This window comes from bacterium (genome assembly GCA_040755795.1).
GTDB lineage: Bacteria > UBA9089 > CG2-30-40-21 > CG2-30-40-21 > SBAY01 > JBFLXS01.
The window spans coordinates 1-4,184 of sequence record JBFLXS010000364.1 but is presented as its reverse complement, the minus strand read 5'-3'; the positions used below and the strand labels follow the sequence as shown (position 1 = coordinate 4,184).

At 38.2% G+C, this 4,184-nt stretch carries 3 protein-coding genes; all 3 read left to right on the top strand.

Translation table 11 applies throughout. The features are described 5' to 3' along the window. Positions 1-1,262 (top strand): hypothetical protein (locus AB1414_16660; protein MEW6609050.1); only part of this gene is annotated, 1,262 nt, incomplete at its 5' end. A 175-nt stretch (positions 1,263-1,437) separates the two neighbouring features. Further along, complete coding sequence (locus tag AB1414_16655; GenBank protein MEW6609049.1) at positions 1,438-2,472, top strand: hypothetical protein; 1,035 nt, start codon at positions 1,438-1,440, stop codon at positions 2,470-2,472. Between the two features lie 14 nt (positions 2,473-2,486). Then, the coding region (locus AB1414_16650) for an alpha/beta fold hydrolase (GenBank protein MEW6609048.1) at positions 2,487-4,184 on the top strand (1,698 nt) is incomplete at its 3' end.

The following is a 4,184-nucleotide window of genomic DNA, read 5'->3' as shown; positions in this document are numbered from 1 at the left end:
ATTATAGCCAGGCTTTATCCAATCAACAGGGTTTTAATCCGACCATAAATCTTGCCTGGGCGCAAAATGCAGATTTAACCAATGATGGAATTACTTGTTTTGGCAGTAACACGGCAGGTATCTATCGACTATTGGTCAATGGAAATAGGGAGGATGAGTTTAATGAGGATAAAATCATACAGGCTTATGGTAATGCCTTATTAACTCATTACACCAATCGGCAGTATGGGCAGGGTTATTCTGACTACAAGTTACCCATTGCCTCAATAACCTATACGATGAGTCCGGAGCAGGCGTTTGTAGATGGTTTTTGTATGCGGTTTAGTGCGGCGGTGCGCGGCACACCGATAGTAGAATTACCCGTGATTGCAAAGGGGCTAATCTTTGATGTGTCACAATCTACACATCGCGGAACAACATCTGCCCTGGCAATATCTCAGGCACTCTACCGCATCCCGATGAAAAAAATCTGGACGGCACTGGAGGCACCAACCATTGTCCTCAACCACTCTGGCTACACTATCCTTGACCTGCTTAATGAGTTAGATGCACAAGGTTATGATACAAAGGCAATCAGAGCTGAGTTTTTCGCTTCGACTACGCCCACTCCAGACCAAATCCTCCAAAGAGTAGCCGAGAATTTTGCTAAGATTGAGGATATGCGGGCGAAGAGGATTGATTGGGGAACGATTACTATTACTACGGGGACAGAGACTATTGTGGAAACATTTGGACCAACTGAAAGAATATTTATGCAAAAGAAACCTGATAAGGTAAAGATTACATCTATTACCGGGACACCAACTACCTTTATACTTAATGGCGATACCCTATACTTATCTTCTGAAGAAATAGGTGTATATAGCCAAATTATAAGTGACACATTAGATATTGATATATCCGGTTTAAATTTATATAGTTCACCAGATAAGTTTATGAAGGGATTTAATAATATACTAAAAGATGAGATAGATAATATTTATGTCATTGAGATTACTCCAAAGATAGAGGAGGAACATGGCAAGATATTAATATATGTAGATTATAACAAGGGAGTGATAATGAAGACAGAAATTTATGACCCTGATGATGTTCTTATGGTCAGAACAGAAGTAAGAGAGATAGTGGTAGAAGATGATATTTATATACCTACTAAATATTTAGAGACAAAATTCTTAGATGAGATTATTATAACCACTGAAGCAGTATTTTCGGATATAAAATTAAATAGTGGTATATTAGATAATGAATTTGAACTATAGATATACCCGCAAGCAACAGATTTGCAAAAACAGATAACTGTTTTTATAACCACGAAGATCACGAAGGCGACGAAGATCAAAGAATACTTTAATTCCTTCGTGCTCTTCGTCTGCTTCGTGGTTCAAATAATTATTGCAAACCTGATTTGTTTGGGTATATTATAGGAGGAGGAAGATGTATAAAAAAGTAATGTTATCAGGATTAATGGTAGGGTTAGTCTTTGTTACTGTGTCTGTTTATGGTAGGGGAGTATTACCGTTGTCTGGTAAAGTCTGGGAGAGTGATTCTATCTCTTATCATGCACCGTGTTGGGGTGAGGATAATAAGATTTATTTTATTAAATGTGTCACCTTTGCTAAGGTAACTGAAAAACCAAGTATGGTGACCGGTGGTAATTACTTTGTCTATGATGTAAAGTATTTTCTTTGCACGATGAATTATGATGGGACGGAGAAGAAAGAGATAACAGAACTATTAGGTAAGAAGGCAAGAAGGGCATATAAAAAGGAATATAGAAGATATTTGGAGATAACATCCCTTAGTGATACTTATTTAGATTACTGTATTACGACAAAAAAACTGGTTTATAATATAGGCGATAAAAGTGGTATATGGACTATTGAGATAGATGGTATTAATGAGAAATGTATTAGTCCTGATGGAACCCATCCATCTTGGTCACCTGATGGGAATAGAATAGTGTATCGTATACAGATAGTAAAAGGAGAGAGAGGAAAAGATGGATTTTTCAAAGGACCGCTTGAATATTATGATAGTCTCTGGGTGATGGATGCAAATGGAAGTAATAAAAATAAAATATTTACTGAAGAAGTAGATATATGGGTTACTTCCCCCATCTGGTCACCAAAAGGTGACTTAATTGCCTTTGTCTGTAAAGGGTGGATTTGGGTCATGAAACCAGATGGGAGTGAGAGGAGAAAGGTGATTAAAGGAAGTAATGTTGTTAGTTGGTTTCCTGATGGAAAATCACTCTTCGTAAGTAGTTGTAGAGGATGGGGAAAAGTTGATTTAGAAGGTAATTTTATTACAAGATTTGAAAAATATGGTTATTTATCACAGGACGGAAGGAGAATGGTTGGAATGGGCTTTAAATCTATTGATGTATTGACAGGAGATGAAATATATCTATTTGATGATATTAAACATCCTAAACATTTTGTTTACAAAAGACCAGATAATATTTGGTAAGGAGGTAAAAAGTCATGAAAAAACTTTATTTCTATGGAGTTTTGGTAGTATGTTTGTTAATCAGCAAAGTAAGTGCAGAAGAACTTACATGGGGTAGTTGTACCACTTATGCTCCTATGCCTGTACTATTTATTCACGGGATAAATGCTAATATGCTTACATGGGAAGAATCTATTCCTAAGTTAAAACAGTACTTCGGATATAGAGAGAAAAAGTTTAATAGTGAAGAATCAATAGTTACTGATCCCAAAATTCCTAAAGGTGGAGGTGTCACCTGGTTTGAGTACCCCAATGGCGAGAAATCTCCGGCCAAGCTCTATTTAGAGACGTTTGATTATGGAGGGGAGGATAGGAGTGGGAGTATTAAGCCGATTAAGAGTAATTATCCAGAGTTAGATAAGAAAGTAGAAGAAATATTAAAAGCATATTATGGTGATAATTGGAAAAAGGATGGTGGTAAACTAATTATCGTTGGTCATTCCCAGGGTGGATTACTTGGTAGATACTATCTCCAGCAGAATAATGCGGATAAAGTCAAACGCTTTATCACTATTGGTACCCCGCATACCGGTAGTATATTGGCACCATTTGCCTGGACAACACTATATGTTCCCTTTAATCCACTTAACTCACCTTATAATTATGTCCTCACAGGAGTAGTGTACGGTGGGCTATTATCCAAATATAAGTGGAATCTCTTCAAGGCACAGCTAAAAAGTATGATTACACTTAAAGGTGCTCCCTGTGATTTAGTTCCATGGAGTAAATTTATTAAAGAAGTAAATACTACAGATATGCCACCAGGGATTGAATATATCGCTATCGTCGGTAAAGCACAAAAACGGGTTTATGATGAAGAGAAAGATAAATGGGTAATAGTGCCAAATAACTATATCGATTCTGATACAGTTGTCTCAGAGAAGAGTCAACGCTCAGAATATAAAGCACATTGGTGGTCTCAGCCTGAACAAACTATCCCCTGGGATGAGGTAATAACGATAGCAGATGGGAACAAAGGTGAACATGGCCAGTCGCCAAACCAACATGACAAAATCCTGCAATCCCTCGACGGCATCCCAGATAAAGGAACAAAGACATACGATACGCCTTGTGTAACACTTGGGACATCTACTGTTACGCCGGGCACTTATAGCTTATACTACCTGGGGTCAAAAGAGAATTTTTATATCACCGGCAAAATTCAAGATTATCTAGCAGGTTCTTGCAGTATTAGTGTAGAGATAAATTCAGCAGGGAATTATGCCTATGATGAAAATGGATCAATAAGAGACCGTCAGGATTTAATCAAACCTATCAATATGAATACGGAGTCGCAGGAATTACCAAAAGGCACAAAACTTAATGCTAACTTCAACTTCCAGATAAGCAATCTACTTTCCCCAGGCGCTCACAGATTCCGACTTACGGTAAAAAATCCCACAGGGCTTATCGGCACTTCCACGACCAAAGAAGGTTATGACTGGATACCGTTTGAGATTGTGGGAGTACCCGTAGTTGAGGTTCCGGTGCAGATGACTGCTTCTCCGGCTACACCTGTTTCGGGTGGTTTTCAAGCCGCCTCCAGCCTCTATTTCTGGGATAATCAGAATAATTACTGGGAGCGCTGGATTAATTCTAATCTACGCGTGGATTCAGATAATATCATCCGCTATAATGCCGGCACCTCTAACCTCGATAACCCAAACCTTCGG

Coding starts and splice junctions, on each gene's coding strand:
- AB1414_16655 (MEW6609049.1), top strand. CDS start 1,438: ATGTATAAAAAAGTAATGTTATCAGGATTAATGGTAGGGTTAGTCTTT.